Origin of the sequence: Cellulomonas massiliensis JC225 (assembly GCF_000312005.1) — a bacterium.
GTDB classification, from domain to species: Bacteria; Actinomycetota; Actinomycetes; order Actinomycetales; family Cellulomonadaceae; genus Cellulomonas; species Cellulomonas massiliensis.
Map to the genome: position 1 here is coordinate 1,937,879 of NZ_HE978588.1, position 13,667 is coordinate 1,951,545.

The following is a 13,667-nucleotide window of genomic DNA, read 5'->3' on the forward strand; positions in this document are numbered from 1 at the left end:
CGTTCCTCGCCATCGAGGCCCGCGCGCAGGCGGCGGCGACCGCGCTCGGCGTCGTCGCGACGCTGCTGCTCGTCGAGGCCCTCGCGCGGCGGCGGGCGCGCTGGTGGGCGGCGTACGCCGTCGTGGCGGGGCTCGCGGTGGTCGTCAACGTGTACCTCGCCCTCCTCGTCGTCGCGCACGGCGTGACCGTGCTCGCGCGCCCCGCTGCGCGCCGGTCGCTCGGCGCGTGGCTGCTCTCGGCGCTCGGGGCGGTGCTGGTCGCCGCGCCCGTGCTCGTCGTCGCGGGCGGCCAGGTCGCGGTGCCGCAGCTGCACGAGCCCGAGTCCGAGAAGCTGGTCCGGGCGCTGCTGGTGGGGCAGTGGTTCATGGGCACCACGCCCACGCACGACCGCACGATCCCGTTCCCGCCCGTCGCGCCGACGGTCTGGGCGTGGTCGGTGCTCGCGCTCGCCGTCGTCGGCTGGGCGGCGATGCTGGTCGCCGTGCTCCACCCGCGCGGGCGCGCGCCCGTCGGCGCGGGCGGCGGGTCGCCCGTCGGCCCGGTCGCGCTGGCCGTCCCGTGGCTCGTCCTGCCGCCGCTCGTGGTGGTGGGCGTCTCGTACGTCGTCACGCCGGTCTACGACGTGCGCTACCTCTTCTTCCAGACCCCGGCGGTGGCGCTCCTCGTCGGGTGCGCGGTCGCGGTGCTGCGCGCGCGCTGGGCGCAGGTCGCGGCCGTCCTGCTCGTCGTGGCCCTCGCGACGCCGGCCTACCTGGCCCAGCGCACGCCCACCGGCAACTGGGGGTTCGACCACGCGCAGGCGGCCGCGGTCGTCCGGGAGCGGTCGCGCGCGGGCGACGGCGTCTACTTCGGCTTCGCGGCCGGGGGGAGCATCTCGCCGCCCGGCGCCATCGCGGAGGGCTACCCGGACGCGTTCGCCCGGACGCGCGACGTCGCGCGCGTCCGGACGGGGGCGCAGGCCGGCACCCTGTGGGGGACGTGGGCGGACCTGCCGGACGTGCCCCTCGATGACGTCGACCGCCTGTGGGCGGTGCTGTACCACCGCGGCCTGCCCTCCCCGGAGCGCTCGCCGGTGCAGGACCAGCTGGAGGCGCGCGGGTTCGTGACCTGTGACGTGACGCGCGGCGGCACGACCGACGTCCTGCTGCTCGCCCGCGACCCGGCGTCCTGCCGCTAGGCGGCCGGCGGGGGAGCGGTGCTCGCCCGCACGACGAGGGGCGCGGGCACCACCACGCGGTGGTCGGCGAGCTCCTCGCCCGCGACCTGCCGGACGAGCAGGTGGACGAGCTCCTCCCCGACGCGCGCGAAGTCCTGCCGGACCGTCGTCAGCGCGGGCCGCAGGAAGCCGGCGAGCGGGATGTCGTCGAAGCCGACGACCGAGACGTCCTGCGGGACGCGCAGACCGCGGGCGTCGAGCGCCGCGACGAGGCCGGCGGCGGTCTCGTCGTTGGCGCAGAAGACCGCCGTCGCGTCCGGCGGCAGGGCGAGCCCCGCGGCGTGGCCCGAGGCCGCCGACCAGTCGCCCGGCAACGGCTCCGGAGCGGAGCGGCCGGCCGCGGCGAGCGCCGCCCGCCACCCCGCGGCCCGCAGCGTCGCAGGCCCGGAGCCCGCCGGCCCCGTCACGTGGTGGACGGTGCGGTGGCCGAGCGAGAGCAGGTGCTCGACGGCCTCCCGCGTGCCCGCCGTCTGGTCGGGCCCCACGGCGGGGTGGTGGCCGACGAACCGGGAGTCGGAGACCGCGACGGGCAGGTGCGCCGGCAGCTGCAGCGTCGCCGGCGTCGCGGTCTCGGCGCGGATGATGACGAGGCCGTCGATCGACCGGTGGGTGAGGCGCTGGACGGCCGCGTCGACCTGGTCCGAGGTCGGGCTCTCGACGTCCACCAGCGTGACGCCGTAGCCCTCGCGACGGGCGGCGGCGACGACGCTCTCGACGGTCCGGGACTCGCCGGTGCGGCCGAGCTGGTGGGCGATGACCCCGATCGTGCCGAAGCTGCCGTAGCGCAGCGCGCGGGCCGCGTGGTTGGGCGTGTAGCCGAGCGTCCGCATCGCGTCGAGGACGCGGCGACGGGTCGACTCGCGCACGACGCCGACGCCGGTGGAGACGCGCGAGACGGTGGTGGCGGAGACCCCCGCGAGGCGCGCGACGTCCCCGATGGACGCGCCACGGGCGGGGGCGCCGCCCGGGGACGCCGTTTCGGCCTGCGCTGCGTGGTCGCTCACCGCGTCAGCGTATGGCAACGTCACCACATCGCGCGACCTGCTGTTTGACACCCGTTCAGCGTGCGTGGAAGCCTGGGTCGAGACGACAATGGTGACGTCACCATCGCCCGCCGCCCGCGCCGACCCGAGGAGCCGCCGCCCATGACGAGGTTCACCTCCACGCGACTCGCGGACGGCCGGGAGCTCGTCTACGTCGACGACACCGAGCCGTACGCGTCGGGCGCGGCGACCCGGCGCCTGGACGACCCCCGGCCGCTGCCCGACCGGTTCGCGCCCGTGCCGGGGGAGGACGGCGTGGAGCGTGCCTTCACCGGGCCCGAGATGCGCCGCGACCCCCTGACGGGCGACTGGGTGCCCATGGCGTCGCACCGCATGAACCGGACGTTCCTGCCCGCGGCCGACGCCTGCCCCCTGTGCCCCGCCCGCCCCGGCGCCGCGTACAGCGACGGCGAGATCCCCGACACGGCGTACGACGTGGCCGTCTTCGAGAACCGGTTCCCGGCGCTGCTCGCGGTGCCGGGCCAGGACGACACCGAGACGGCGCTCGACGGGGAGCCGCTGTGGCCCACGCGTCCCGCCGCCGGACGGTGCGAGGTCGTCGTGTTCTCGTCCGACCACCACGCGTCGTTCGCGGATCTCGACGTCTCGCGGGTCCGGACGATCGTCGACGCGTGGGCCCAGCGCACGGAGGCGCTCGCCGCGCTGCCCGGCATCGAGCAGGTCTACGTGTTCGAGAACCGCGGCCCGGAGATCGGCGTGACGCTGCCGCACCCGCACGGCCAGATCTACGCGCTGCCGTACGTCACGCCGCGCACCCAGGCGATGCTGGCGCAGGCGCGCGCGCACCGGGAGCGCACCGGGGGGTCCCTGCTGCGCGACGTGCTCGAGGCCGAGCTGCGCGCCGGCGTGCGCGTGGTCGACGAGAGCGCGCACTGGGTCGCGTACGTGCCGGCGGCCGCCCGCTGGCCCGTCGAGGTCCACGTCGCGCCGCGCCGGGACGTCCTCGACCTGCCCGGCCTGACGGACGACGAGCGCGACGACCTCGCGGCGCTCTACCACCGCCTGCTCGTGCGGCTCGACCGGTTCTTCGTCGACCCCGCGACGGGCGAGCCCCTCCCGCTGCCCTACATCTCCGGCTGGCACCAGGCCGTCACGGGCGAGGGTCGGGACCTCGGCCGCCTGCACCTGCAGCTGTTCTCCGTGCTGCGCGCGCCGGGCAAGCTCAAGTACCTCGCGGGCGTGGAGTCGGGCATGGCCGCCTGGATCAGCGACACGACGCCCGAGCGGATCGCCGCACGCCTGCAGGAGCTCGCGTGAGCGGGCCGGCACCCGCGTGGGAGCGCGGGGAGGGTGCGGCCCGCGCCGCCGCGGCCTACCGCGAGGCGTTCGGCGTCGCGCCGCAGGGCGTGTGGTCCGCGCCGGGCCGGGTGAACCTCATCGGCGAGCACACCGACTACAACGGCGGCCTCTGCCTGCCCGTCGCGCTGCCGCACCGCACGTACGTCGCGCTCACGGTCACGGACGACCGCTCGCTCGCCCTCGCCTCCCGGCAGGAGAGCGCCCCGTGGCGCGGCCGCCTCGACGACGTGACGCCCGGCATGGGCGGCTGGCCGTCCTACGCGGCGGGTGTCGCCTGGGCGCTGGAGCAGGACGGCGCGCGCCTGCCGGGGTTCACCGCCGCCGTCGACTCGTGCGTGCCGTACGGCGCGGGGCTCTCGTCCTCGGCCGCGCTCGAGTGCGCGGTCGCGGTCGCCCTCGACGACGTCGCCGGCCTCGGGCTCGCCTCGACGGAGGAGGGTCGCGCTGCGCTCGCGGCCGCCTGCGTGCGGGCGGAGAACGAGGTCGCGGGCGCCGCCACCGGCGGCATGGACCAGGCCGCCTCGCTGCTGGGCGCCGCGGGGCACGCGCTGCTGCTCGACACCCGCGACGGCTCGCGGCGCCAGCTGCCGTTCGACCTCGCGGCCCACGGGCTCGCGCTCCTGGTCGTCGACACCCGCGCCGAGCACCGGCTGGCCGACGGCCAGTACGGGCGGCGGCGGGCGACGTGCGAGGCGGCCGCCTCGGCGCTCGGCGTGAGCACCCTGCGCGAGGTCGTCGACCTCGACGCCGCGCTCGCCCGGCTCACGGCCGACGTGACGCTGCCGTCCGGCGAGGTCGTGGGCGTGGACGTGGTCCGCCGCCGCGTCCGGCACGTCGTCACCGAGATCGCCCGCGTGCAGGAGTTCGTCGCCCTCCTCGAGGCCGGCGGCGTGCGCGACGTCGGCCCGGTGATGGACGCGTCGCACGCCTCGCTGCGCGACGACTACGAGGTCAGCTGCGAGGAGCTCGACGTCGTCGTCACCTCCGCCCGTGCCGCGGGCGCGCTGGGCGCCCGCATGACGGGTGGCGGCTTCGGCGGGTCGGCGATCGCGCTGGTCGAGGCGGACGCCGTCGACCACGTCGCACGGGCCGTGTCCGAGGCCTTCGCCGCACGCGGGCTCCGCGAGCCCGGCATGCTGCTGGCCGAGCCGGCCGCGGCCGCGGGCCGGGACGAGGCCCCGTAGCCTCCGGTGGTCCGGTCGCGGCGGCGCCGACGTGCCGAGGTGCCGAGCTGCCGAGGTGCTGATCGAGCCGCCGTGCCGGACCGCCGACACGTCGAGGAGCAGGAGGAGACGCATGAGCACGTGGCTGGTCACCGGCGGTGCCGGGTACATCGGGGCGCACGTCGTGCGGGCGTTCGCGGACGCCGGGCTGGCGTCCGTGGTGGTCGACGACCTGTCGAGCGGCCACGAGCGGTTCGTGCCCGCCGGCGTGCCGCTCGTGCGCACGAGCGTCCTCGACACCGACGCCCTCACGCAGGCCATGCGCGCGCACGACGTCGCCGGCGTCGTGCACCTCGCGGGGTTCAAGTACGCGGGCGTCAGCGTGCAGCGGCCGCTGCACACGTACGAGCAGAACGTCCAGGGCACGGCCTCGGTGCTCCGCGCGATGGACGACGCGGGGGTCGACCGGCTGGTCTTCAGCTCGTCGGCCGCCGTGTACGGCACCCCCCACACCGACCTGGTCACCGAGCGGACGCCGACCGCCCCCGAGTCGCCCTACGGCGAGAGCAAGCTCGTCGGCGAGTGGCTCGCGCGGGACGTCGCACGCGCCCGCCCCGCGGAGCGTCCGCTGCTGCACACGTCGTTGCGCTACTTCAACGTCGTCGGCTCGGGCGCGCCGGAGCTCGAGGACACGAGCCCGCACAACCTGTTCCCGCTGGTCTTCGACGCCCTGGCGTCCGGCCGCACGCCCCGGGTGTTCGGCGACGACTACCCGACGCCCGACGGCACCTGCGTGCGCGACTACGTCCACGTCGGCGAGCTCGCCCGGGCGCACGTCGCCGCCGCTCAGGCGCTCGAGGCGGGCCGGGCGCTCGACCCCGTCTACAACCTCGGCTCCGGCGACGGCGTGTCGGTCCGCCAGATCATGACGGCCGTCGCCGCCGCCACCGGCATCGACTTCTCCCCGGAGGTCGCCCCGCGCCGGCCCGGCGACCCCGCGCGCATCGTCGCGTCGGGCGAGGCGGCCCGGCGGGACCTGGGGTGGCTGGCGCAGACCTCGCTGGACGAGATGGTCCGCTCGGCCTGGGCGGCCCGGCAGGCCCGCACGGCCTGACCCGTCGGGGCCCTCGCGGCGGCACCCGCCGGCGGCGGACGAGCCGGTGCGGACCGGCGGTCCGCTCAGCCGGTGTGACGACGCGACGTGACGGGGCCGGGCAGGTGGTCGGGCTCGACGCAGCCGCAGGTCACGCCGTACTCGATGTCGCAGTCCAGGACGACCTCGCGGTACGCCCGGCCCGGGTCGCTCGTGCGCTCGGCCAGCAGCTGCAGCGCCCGGGCGGCCATCGTCGGCACCGGCAGGACGGCCTGGGTGGCCGACATGCCGGGCAGGGTCGTGTCGCCGACGCCGTCGAACGTCACGACCGCCACGTCACGGGGGATCCGCAGCCCCAGCCGGTTCGCGGCCTGCATCACCGCCGCGAACATCCGGTTGCCCGTGGCCAGCACGCCGAACGGCGGCTCGATGGTCCGGAGCAGCTCGAGCGCGCCGGCCGCGGCCTCCTCCCGCGTCGTGTGGCCCGCGCTCTGCCGCACCTCGAGCCCGGACTCCGCCATCGCGTCGAGGTAGCCGAGCTGGCGGTCACGCACGCTGGAGATCGTCTTCTCGCCGGTCACCATGGCGATGCGGGTGAGCCGGTGACGGTCGACGAGGTGGCGCGTCAGGGTGTGCGCCGCCTCGCGGTTGTGGACGAGCACGTGGTCGGCGCTGTGGCGCAGGGACGGGTGCGTGCGGTCCAGCACGACCACCGGCACGCGCTGCGCGACGTCCGCCAGGCTCGGTGCCCCCGCCGGGAGCACCACCAGCCCGTCGATCCGCTGCTGGCGGAACAGGCGCAGGTAGCGCTCCTCCTTGTCGGGGCGCTCGTCCGAGATGCCGAGCAGCATCGTCTGGCCGGAGGACGAGAGGCGCTTCTCCAGGTGGTGCGTCAGCCCCGCGAAGAACCCGTTGCGGATGTCGGGGACGATGATCCCGAGGTACCCGGACCGGTTCGTGCGCAGCACGCGTGCGCGGTTGTCGGTGATGTACCCGAGCTCCTCGACGGCGGCCATCACCTTGGCGCGCATCTCGTCGGTGACGTAGGGCTCCTCGTTGAGCACACGGGACACGGACTTGATCGAGACGCCCGCCAGGCGGGCGATGTCGACGAGCCGGGCGGGACGCAGGAAGCCCGGGGACGAGGTCGTGCTCGTCCCCGGGCCGGAGGCGTCGTTGCTGGCCATGGCTGCAGGCTAGTGGGCAGGGACGCCGGCGTCGGGGCAGGTCACGCGCGCACGGCGTCGAACGCCGGGACGTCCGCGAACTGCGGCGCGTGCCCCGCCTGGCCGAAGACCGCCATGCGCTCCGCGACGATGTCCCGCATGGCCGCGCGACCCGCGCGCAGCCCGGGTGCCGGGTCCACCGTCACGCCGTCCTGCGCGAGGGAACGGCGCAGCTGGGCCATGAACGCCATGTGGGAGTCCATGCCCTGGTTGATCTTCGTGACCCCCAGCGTCGTCGAGCGCGCCTTCTCGTCCTCGGGCACGCCCCACGACTCGGGCAGCGAGCCGCCGTAGGCGTTGATCTCGGCGCGGACGTCGGCCGGCAGCGACGACGAGCCGTGCATGACGAGGTGCGTGTCCGGCACCTTCGCCTTGATGGCGGAGATGAGGTCCATGTGCAGGACGGAGCCGTCCGGCGGGCTCGAGAACTTGTACGCCCCGTGCGACGTGCCGATGGCGACGGCGAGCGCGTCGACGTCGGTCTGCTCCACGAACGCCTGCGCCTGCTCCGGGTCGGCCAGCACGATCTCCTTGTGCGTGCCGCCGTCCTCGGAGCCGCCGATGGTGCCCAGCTCGCCCTCGACCGACACGCCCCGCCGGTGCGCGTACTCCACGACGCGGCGCGTGACCTCGACGTTCGCCTCGAACGACGCCGGCTGGTGGGTGGCCGGGTCGAGGGAGCCGTCGATCATGACGCTGCTGAAGCCGGCGTCGATGGCGCGCAGGCAGGTCGCCTCGTCCGGCCCGTGGTCGAGGTGCAGGACGACCGGGACGTCGGGGTAGTGGGAGATCGTGCGCAGCAGCAGGTCCCAGTACAGCTCGTCGGACGCGAAGGCGGAGGCGCCGGCGATCGTCTGGACGATCACGGGCGACGAGGTCCGCCGCGCGGCGTCGAGGACCGCCTCGGCCTGCACGACGTCGGTCACGTTGAACGCGCCGATGCCGTATCCACCGCGGCGCGCGCCGTCGAGCGCCTGACGGAGGGTGATGAGCGTCATGGAGGTTCTCCCGGAGGTCGTGGCGGCACGGATCGTCGTCGTTTTCTGACAACGATGGACAGAGTAGCGTAGGCGCCGAGCCGCGGGAACCCGTGGCCCGGGCGGTCGACACGAGGAGGTGCCGGTGGGCGACGACGAGGTGCTGGTCGGGCTCGACGTCGGCAGCTCCCGCACGAAGGCCGCCGCGTACCGGCGCGACGGGTCGCTCGTCGCCTCGTCCGCCGTCCCGACCCCGCGCGACGAGGGCCCCGACGGCGTGGACTTCCCGGTGCTCGACGTCCTGGCGGCGGCCCGGTCGGCCGTCGCGGCGCTCGACCTCGCGCCCGGCTCCGCCCGCGGTCTCGGCGTCGGCACCATGGGCGAGGTGGGCACCGTGCTGCGGGACGGGCGCCTGGCCGACCTGCGCTTCCCCGCCTGGTACGACGAGCGCGGGTCCGACCACGTCCGGCGGCTGCGCGAGCGCCTCGGCGGCGAGCGCCTGGACGGGTGGACCGGTGGGCACGCCCGGCCCGTGTCGAGCCTCGCGAAGCTGGCCTGGCTGCGCGAGGCGCGCGCGGTCCCGTCGGGCGTCTTCGTCGGGGTCGCGGGCGCGTTCGCGTGGCAGCTCACCGGCGAGCCGGTCCAGGAGTCCGGCCTGGCCTCGACGAGCGGAGCGTTCGACCCGGTCCGCGGGGAGCCGCTGACGGCCGTCTGGGAGGCCGCCGGTCTGCGGGACCTGGCCCCGGCGCCCGTGCTCGGCCCGTGCGTCGGGCGCCCGGCCCGCACCGCCATCGCGCTCGGGCTCGGTCTCGCGGAGGGCGCGCCCGTCGTGGTGGCCGGCCACGACCACCCCGTCGCCGCCGTCGGCACGGGGGCGGTGCGGGGCGAGGTCGTCGGGTCCGTCGGCACCAGCGAGGGGATGCTCGCGGTGCTCCGGCGCAGGCCGGGGTCGTGGCGCGAGGTGGCGGCCCTCGTGGCGGACGGCTTCACCCTCGAGACGTGGCCGGCGAGCGGCGAGCCGTTGCTCATGCGGGAGGGGCTGAGGCCCGGCCTCGCCGTGGCGACGTTCCTGCGCACGGCCGGCGCGAGCGCCGAGGAGCTCGACCGGCTCGCGCCGCCGCCCGGCGCGGCCCCCGTCCTCGACCGCGCCGTGTCGCTGGCGCTCGAGGAGGGCCGCGACGTCGTGACCGGCGGCGGCCCGCAGGCGTGGGGCGCCCTGGTCGACCACTACGCGCTGTCCGCGGCCGACGGGGAGCGCGCGCTGCGCCGTGCCACCGGAGCGGACGGCGTGACGGTGCTGACCGGCGGAGGGCTGCGGTCCGCGCGGCTGCTGGCGGCGCGGGCGCGGCTCGGCGCCTCCGTGCCGGTGGTCTCGGGCGTCGTCGAGACCGTGACCAGGGGCTCCGCCGCCGTGGCCGGCGTCGCCGCGGGCTGGTGGGCGTCGCCGGACGGCATGCCGGGCGCGGTGCGGCTGCCCGTCGACGGGCTCGTCTGACAACGGACGGGACAGGGCACGCCCCGTTCGCGCCGGGTCACGAATGGGTATCGTCTGGTGGACGCGCTAGACAACGATGTCAGAAGGTGCGCATCATGGGCGCACGTCGCACCGCAGGGGCACGGGGTCGGACCCCGGGCGCGGTGACCACGGGACCCACGGCATCTCAACGAGGAGAGGGACACACCCATGCGCATCCCCGACACACGATCCCGGCGATGGGCCGCGACGCTCGCCGTCACGGCGGTCGCCGGCCTCGCCCTGACGGCCTGCAGCAGCGGCGCGGACGGCTCGACCGGCCCCAGCGCCGGCGCGAGCGGCGCGGCGAGCGGAGGCGCGGCGGGTGCCCTGCGCATCGGCTTCGTCACGAAGCCGATCGACAACACCTACTTCGGCGCGATGGTCACGGGTGCCGAGGCGGCCGCGAAGGACCTGGGCGCCGAGCTCAACGTGCAGGCCGCCCAGAACGTCTCGGACGACACCGGCCAGGCGTCCAAGCTCCAGGCGCTCGTCTCCGACGGCTACGACTGCTACGTCCTCAACCCGACCAGCCCGACGAACCTCGTCACGCCGCTCACCGGTGCCGGCGACGCGACGATCGTCAACATCGACCTGGAGATGGACACCGACGCCGCCCAGCAGCAGGGGGTGACGGTGAGCACGTACATCGGCACCGTCAACGAGCAGGCGGGCGCTGCGGGCGGCGAGGCGATGCTCAAGCTCCTGCCGGAGGGGTCGAAGGTCGCGGTCATCGGCACGCTGGCCCAGGACGCGGGCAACATCGCGCGGCAGAAGGGCTTCCACAGCGTCGTCGACGGCAAGCTCGAGACCGTGCAGACCGTGTCGGCCGACGCCGACCGGGTGAAGGCGAAGAACGCCGCCGCCGCGATCATGCGCGCCAACCCCGAGGTGAAGGGCTTCTTCACGCCGGCGGGCACGCAGGCGATGGGGATCCAGGAGGCCATCGCGCAGGAGGGTCGGACGGACGACGTCGTCGTCGTCGGCATCGACGGCACGAAGGAGGAGCTGCAGTCCATCGTGGACGGCGACCTGGCGTCCACGGTCGAGCAGTTCCCGTACCTCATGGGCTACCAGGCGGTGCAGGCGTGCCAGGCCGCGGCCGACGGCGCGACGCTCCCCGAGCGGGTCGACACCCCGGTGCTCATCGTGGACCCGTCCAACGCCGCCGCCGCGCTCGAGGCGTCCCCGGCTCCGCCGGAGGGCTTCGAGGTGCCCAACCCGTTCGAGGGCTGACCTGATGCTGGGATCCGCGCCCGCGCCCGCGCTCGACCGCTCGGTCGACCAGCTCGCCGCCCCGCCGACCCGTCTGCAGCGCGTGCTGCGCACGGCCCGGCTCGAGGAGACCTGGACCCGCGCGACCGCGCCGACGGCGCTGGTCGTCGCGATGATCGTGTTCTCGCTCATCTCGCCGAACTTCGCGACCTGGCACAACGTCAACGCGATGCTCGCCGACGCGGCGATCCCCGTCCTGCTCGCCATGGGCATGACGTTCGCCGTGATGCTGGCCGGGATCGACCTGTCCATGGCCGCGACCCTGGCGCTCGCGAGCGTCGTGTTCGGGCTCGGCTACCAGGCGGGGTGGGGCCTGCCGGTGTCCTGCCTGCTGGCGGTCGGGGTCGGCGTCGTCGTCGGGCTGGCGAACGGGTTCTTCGTAGGGCGGGTGCGGATCCCGGACATGATCGTCACGCTCGGCACCATGGGGCTCGTCCAGGGCATCGGGCTCGTCGTGTCCAAGGGCATCCCGGTCCCGGTGGCCGACGACACGCTGCGCGCGATCGCGAGCCAGTCCGCGGGGCCGCTGCGCTACAACATCCTCATCGTCCTGGTCATCGGCGTGCTGCTGCACGTCCTGCTCACCCACACGGCCGTCGGCACCCACCTGCTCGCGGTCGGCGACAACATGGACGCGAGCAAGGCCATGGGGCTGCGCGTCCCGCGGATCAAGCTCGCGGGCTACGTCATCGGGGGAGCGCTCGCCGGGACGGCGGCGATCTTCCTGGTCCTCTACGTGGGGTCCACCCAGCCGGCCACCAACACCGACTACGTCATGAAGGCCGTGGCGGCGACCGTGCTCGGCGGCACCAGCCTCTTCGGCGGCAGGGCCACCGTCTGGGGGCCGATGCTCGGCGCCATCCTGCTCACGGTCGTCCAGACCGGGCTGACGATGGTCGGGGTCGAGGCGTTCTACGAGCCGGCCGTCGTCGGCATCGTCGTGCTCGCCGCGGCGACGCTCATGCGAGGAAGGAAGTGACGGCCGTGGACGGCGCGACGCCGCACAAGATCGAGGTCCGCGACCTCACGAAGTCGTTCGGCAGCGTCGAGGCGCTCAAGGGGGCGTCCCTGTACGCCCGTCCCGGGGAGGTCACCGCGATCGTCGGGGACAACGGCGCCGGCAAGTCGACGCTCATCAAGTGCCTGGCGGGGTACCACGCGCCCGACTCGGGCGAGGTCCTCATGGACGGCGAGCCGGTCCGGTTCGCCTCGCCGCTCGCGGCGCGCCATGCCGGGATCGAGACGGTGTACCAGGACCTGGCCCTGGCCGACCAGCTCACCGTCTGGCAGAACATCTTCCTCAACCGGGAGCTGACCCGCGGCGTCCCACCGTTCCGGACGAGCCGGCGCGCGGAGATGCGCCGCCAGGCGCACGAGCTGGTCTCGGGCCTCGCCGTCAACGTCCCGGGCGTCACGAAGACGGTGAAGCGCCTGTCGGGCGGTCAGCGGCAGGCGGTCGCGATCGCGCGGGCCGTGATGTGGTCGAACCAGTTCGTCATCATGGACGAGCCCACCGCGGCGCTCGGCCTCCGCGAGACGGCGCAGGTGGAGGACCTCATCCGGCGGATCGTCGACGCGGGCACGACGGTGCTCATCATCTCGCACAACTTCGAGCAGGTGATGCGCCTGTCCCAGCAGGTGTGGGTCATGCGCGGCGGTCGCGTCGTCAACGGCGAGCGCACGTCGGACGTCACGGGCGTCGAGCTCGTCGCCCAGGTGACGGGCGCGTCCACCTTCGCGTAGCGCGGACGCGCCCCCGTGGTGGCCGGGCGGTCCTCAGGGCCGCCCGGCCGCCGCGCGCGCGTTCGCCTCGATGCGGGCCCGGAACGCCGCCCACTCCTGCGCCGAGCGGCCCGGGAGGTTCGGGTCGCCGGGGCGGTCGCCGACCGCGCCGTCGATGAGCTCCCGGACGATGTCGGCGTGCCCGGCGTGACGGGCCGTCTCGGCGAGCATGTGCACCAGGATCTGGTGCAGCGTCACGTACCGGCGCTCCGGCGGCCACCACGGCACCTCGCCGCGGGCGTCGAGCGGCAGCGCGTCGATCGTCGCGTCCGCCCACCGCGCGGAGTAGGCGTGGAGCTCCTCGATCTCGGCGCGGGTCTGGCCGGCCTCGAGGAACATGTCGGTCTCGTCCTGCGCCTCGATCCACGGGAACGTCCGGTCGGCCGGGCGGCCGAAGACGCTCCCGAAGTACTCGAGCTGCACGCTGGCGACGTGCTTGACGAGCCCGAGGAGGTTCGTCCCGGTGGGGACGAGCGGGCGGGCCGCGTCGTAGTCGTCGAGCCCGTCGAGCTTGCGCAGGAGGTCCTCGCGCCGGCGGGCGAGGTACGTGTGGAGCGTCTGCTTCATGCGCTCCTGCTCGTCGGCCGCCGTGGGCAGCGGCTGGTTCCCGGTCGTCGTCGCGTCGTCGCGCGGCGTCTCGTCGGCGTCCATGCTGGGACGCTACCGGCGCCCACCCACACGCCGCCGGACGTGCGGGCCGTCACCCGGGCCCACGGTCCCAGGCACCGCGGCCGGTCGGGTCCTAGCGTCGGCAGGACCAGCCCTCCCGCGTCAGGAAGCCGTCATGCCGCAGCCCGAGCGCCCGCCCGTGACCCTGGCCGAGCGGTACGCCGGCTGGCGGTGGCCGGACCGGCTCGCCGCGGTGCCCACGCAGCACGCCGCCCGCGGTGACGACGAGGGGGCATCCCGGTGACCCTCGCGCTGTCGCTGCACGCGCCGGACGACGAGCTGCGCAGCGAGCTGGTGCCCGTCAACACCCGCTGGAGCGTCGACGAGGCGATCGACTCGGCCCACCGGTACTTCGAGCGGACCGGACGACGCGTGTCCATCGAGTACGC

At 75.2% G+C, this 13,667-nt stretch carries 13 protein-coding genes and 1 pseudogene; 10 read left to right on the forward strand and 4 right to left on the reverse strand.

The genetic code is table 11. From position 1 onward, the window contains the following. Nucleotides 1-1,178, forward strand: a 1,178-nt coding sequence (locus tag HGCM_RS17720; RefSeq protein ID WP_019136557.1) for a glycosyltransferase family 39 protein, incomplete at its 5' end; no start/stop codon positions are given. Here HGCM_RS17720 and HGCM_RS09230 read toward each other — a convergent pair. After that, nucleotides 1,175-2,221, reverse strand: coding sequence for a LacI family DNA-binding transcriptional regulator (locus tag HGCM_RS09230; protein ID WP_019136558.1), 1,047 nt, complete (start codon nt 2,219-2,221; stop codon nt 1,175-1,177). The two genes, HGCM_RS17720 and HGCM_RS09230, sit on opposite strands and share 4 nt — an antisense overlap. 141 nt (nt 2,222-2,362) lie before the next feature. On the opposite strand from HGCM_RS09230, the gene galT reads away from it, so the two are divergent. The 3 genes from galT to galE all read left to right on the forward strand — a co-directional run bounded on the left by galT (nt 2,363) and on the right by galE (nt 5,857). Continuing rightward, complete coding sequence (galT, locus tag HGCM_RS09235; RefSeq protein WP_019136559.1) at nt 2,363-3,538, forward strand: galactose-1-phosphate uridylyltransferase; 1,176 nt, start codon at nt 2,363-2,365, stop codon at nt 3,536-3,538. Continuing rightward, nucleotides 3,535-4,764: a galactokinase gene (galK, locus tag HGCM_RS09240; RefSeq protein ID WP_019136560.1), complete on the forward strand. Its 1,230-nt coding sequence runs from the start codon at nt 3,535-3,537 to the stop codon at nt 4,762-4,764. The genes galT and galK overlap by 4 nt, the downstream gene beginning before the upstream one ends. Nucleotides 4,765-4,876: 112 nt before the next feature. Further along, nucleotides 4,877-5,857, forward strand: coding sequence for a UDP-glucose 4-epimerase GalE (gene galE, locus HGCM_RS09245; RefSeq protein ID WP_019136561.1), 981 nt, complete (start codon nt 4,877-4,879; stop codon nt 5,855-5,857). Nucleotides 5,858-5,922: 65 nt separating this feature from the next. Here galE and HGCM_RS18810 read toward each other — a convergent pair whose 3' ends face one another. Both HGCM_RS18810 and HGCM_RS09255 read right to left on the reverse strand, forming a co-directional pair. Beyond that, nucleotides 5,923-7,023 (reverse strand): LacI family DNA-binding transcriptional regulator, encoded by a 1,101-nt coding sequence (locus tag HGCM_RS18810; protein WP_019136562.1) that lies wholly within the window; start codon nt 7,021-7,023, stop codon nt 5,923-5,925. 41 nt (nt 7,024-7,064) lie between these two features. Further along, nucleotides 7,065-8,060, reverse strand: a complete 996-nt coding sequence (locus tag HGCM_RS09255; RefSeq protein ID WP_019136563.1) for a ketose-bisphosphate aldolase — start codon at nt 8,058-8,060, stop codon at nt 7,065-7,067. A gap of 124 nt (nt 8,061-8,184) precedes the next feature. Here HGCM_RS09255 and HGCM_RS09260 point away from each other — a divergent pair, with 124 nt between their 5' ends. The 4 genes from HGCM_RS09260 (at nt 8,185) to HGCM_RS09275 (ending at nt 12,570) form a co-directional block, all read left to right on the forward strand. After that, nucleotides 8,185-9,534 (forward strand): FGGY family carbohydrate kinase, encoded by a 1,350-nt coding sequence (locus HGCM_RS09260; protein ID WP_019136564.1) that lies wholly within the window; start codon nt 8,185-8,187, stop codon nt 9,532-9,534. Between the two features lie 189 nt (nt 9,535-9,723). After that, nucleotides 9,724-10,788 (forward strand): substrate-binding domain-containing protein, encoded by a 1,065-nt coding sequence (locus HGCM_RS17730; protein WP_019136565.1) that lies wholly within the window; start codon nt 9,724-9,726, stop codon nt 10,786-10,788. A 4-nt stretch (nt 10,789-10,792) separates the two neighbouring features. Further along, nucleotides 10,793-11,806, forward strand: a complete 1,014-nt coding sequence (locus HGCM_RS17735; protein WP_019136566.1) for an ABC transporter permease — start codon at nt 10,793-10,795, stop codon at nt 11,804-11,806. A 5-nt stretch (nt 11,807-11,811) separates the two neighbouring features. Then, nucleotides 11,812-12,570, forward strand: a complete 759-nt coding sequence (locus tag HGCM_RS09275; protein ID WP_040399683.1) for an ATP-binding cassette domain-containing protein — start codon at nt 11,812-11,814, stop codon at nt 12,568-12,570. A gap of 33 nt (nt 12,571-12,603) precedes the next feature. Here the strand turns inward: HGCM_RS09275 and HGCM_RS09280 are convergent, their stop codons facing one another. Beyond that, nucleotides 12,604-13,260 carry a DinB family protein gene (locus tag HGCM_RS09280; RefSeq protein ID WP_019136568.1) on the reverse strand — a complete coding sequence of 219 codons (657 nt, stop codon included), beginning with the start codon at nt 13,258-13,260 and terminating at the stop codon, nt 12,604-12,606. Nucleotides 13,261-13,393: 133 nt separating this feature from the next. Between HGCM_RS09280 and HGCM_RS20430 the strand changes: the two genes are divergently transcribed. Together HGCM_RS20430 and HGCM_RS20560 are read left to right on the forward strand one after the other, a co-directional pair. Further along, nucleotides 13,394-13,522 carry a hypothetical protein gene (locus HGCM_RS20430; protein WP_019136569.1) on the forward strand — a complete coding sequence of 43 codons (129 nt, stop codon included), beginning with the start codon at nt 13,394-13,396 and terminating at the stop codon, nt 13,520-13,522. Then, a pseudogene (locus HGCM_RS20560) lies at nt 13,510-13,667 on the forward strand (23S rRNA (adenine(2503)-C(2))-methyltransferase RlmN); the annotation flags it as partial. The gene HGCM_RS20430 and the pseudogene HGCM_RS20560, both read left to right, overlap by 13 nt.